Origin of the sequence: Streptomyces sp. MnatMP-M17 (assembly GCF_900091995.1) — a bacterium.
Classification (GTDB): domain Bacteria; phylum Actinomycetota; class Actinomycetes; order Streptomycetales; family Streptomycetaceae; genus Streptomyces.
The window spans coordinates 1-1,943 of record NZ_FMDK01000574.1 but is presented as its reverse complement, the minus strand read 5'-3'; the positions used below and the strand labels follow the sequence as shown (position 1 = coordinate 1,943).

At 70.9% G+C, this 1,943-nt stretch carries 1 protein-coding gene and 1 pseudogene; both read left to right on the top strand.

Going from position 1 to position 1,943, the window contains the following annotated elements:
• Window positions 1-749: pseudogene (locus GA0115259_RS40560) on the top strand (serine/threonine protein kinase); the annotation flags it as partial.
• A 230-nt stretch (window positions 750-979) separates the two neighbouring features.
• Window positions 980-1,943 (top strand): protein kinase (locus GA0115259_RS42145; protein WP_256098123.1); only part of this gene is annotated, 964 nt, incomplete at its 3' end.

The following is a 1,943-nucleotide window of genomic DNA, read 5'->3' as shown; positions in this document are numbered from 1 at the left end:
TGGCCCTGGTGTCCACCGTTCTGATCGTCGCCCTCAACGGCGGGGGCGGTAAGGCGTCGGAGAAGGGCACCGACGGCACGGCGTCGTCATCGGCGGGCGCCGGCGGCGATGCCAAGGGCAAGGATCAAGCACAGAGCCCCGAACCGGACAAGAGCGCCAACGGCGAGGGCCAGGGAGACGCGGCGGCCTCGGCCGGGAACGAGTCCGGCGATTCCGGTTCCGGTTCGGACGCGGCCGACGACTCAGGCGACTCCGGTGACTCCGGCGGCAAGGAAGCCGGAGGCGACGCGCTGCCCGCGGGCTATGCCACGGTGAGCGACGGGCGGTTCCGGTTCTCGATGGCGATGCCCAAGGGATTCCACAGAACGGGCATAGCCGGGCAGAACTCGGGCGGTATCTACAGCGCCGACGGTGGATTCCCGCGCGTCCAGGTCGACTTCAACGACAGTCCGACCGACGACGCGGTGGCGGCGTGGCAAGGGCTTGAGTCGGCGGTCAGAGGCAGCAGCAGCAACTACAAGCTCATAGGTATCAAGAAGGCCGACTACAACGGCTATCCGACCGTCGCCGACTGGACATTCGAGCGGAACGAGGGCGGTCAGCGGACCAGGGTGCTCGACCGGGGCTTCAAGATCGACGCCAAGCGCGGCTACTCGATCATGGTCAGTTGCCCGGCGGGCGAGTGGGACGAGAAGGAGTGCGTGACGCTGCGCGAAACGGCGTTCGACACGTTCCAGCCGAAGGGCTGACCGGACCGGCGGGTTCCAGCCGTCGCGGTGACCGGCTCCGTGATCGGCTCGGCGCACCGGATGTAAACGTTCCGCAGCGGGTTGTCCCGACCCTGCGGCATGTTCGCCTGCGGCCACGTATCGTGAGAACCCGCGAACCGTAAGCATCCACAATGAGCCGGTAAACGACCGGAATTGGCGGTTTCGCGGGTCTCCGGGACCGGGAGACAGCGTGTTTGTGGGGAGGCGTTGTGGACGACTACGCGGGGCGGGTGCTGGCCGACCGCTATCGCCTGCCGTTGCCGCCGTCCGACGAGTACGAACTCGTCGAGACCCGGGCGTTCGACACGTACAGCGGGCAGGAAGTCCTTGTCAGACAGGTGCCGTTGCCGGAGGTCGTGGAGGCCGAGGTCGTGGACGCGGAAGGGACCGCCGCACCGCGGCGGGTTCCCGGGCGCGCGCCGCGCAAGGCCACCGACCCGGCGGTGCGGCGGGCCATAGAGGCCGCCCAGAGCGCCGCCCAGATCCCCGACCATCCACGGCTCGACCAGGTCTTCGATGTGTTCGCGGACGGTGGCTCGCTGTGGATAGTGAGTGAACTCGTCGCCGCCAGACCGCTGGCCGCGCTGCTCGCCGAGAAGCCGCTGAATCCGTTCCGGGCGGCGGAGATCGCCTCCGATGTGCTCACCGCCGTACGTGTACTGCACGCGCACGGCTGGACCCACCGGAACATCACCGTCCGTACGGTGCTCGTCTGCGACGACGGCCGGGTCGTACTGACCGGGCTCGCGGCGGGCGCGGCGGAGGAGGCGCTGTGCGGATACGCGCCGGTGCCCGAGCCACCGGGCTTGCGCGGTCCCGACGGGCAGCCCGGCCACGACGGGCGGCAGTTGGGTGCCGACGAGAGCTCCGGCGCCGCCGGGCGGCTCGGCGTCGATCCCGGATTCGCGGCCACCGAACAGCTCGGGCAGCGGGAGCAGTTCGCGCGGCCGGAGGCACCGGCCGGCCATGAGACACCGGAACTGCCGTACGATCCCGGGCCGACCGCGGGAGTGCCCGGAGCGCCGGGCCGGGCCGCGCTGGGCCCCGGCCGCGCGGCGGAGAGCCCTTACGACGACGGCACCTCGTCCGGTACGTCCGGCGCGATGCCGCGTCCGCACAGCGGTACGCCGGGAATCCCGGCGCCGTACGGCACGCGCGGCGCGCTGCCCGGCG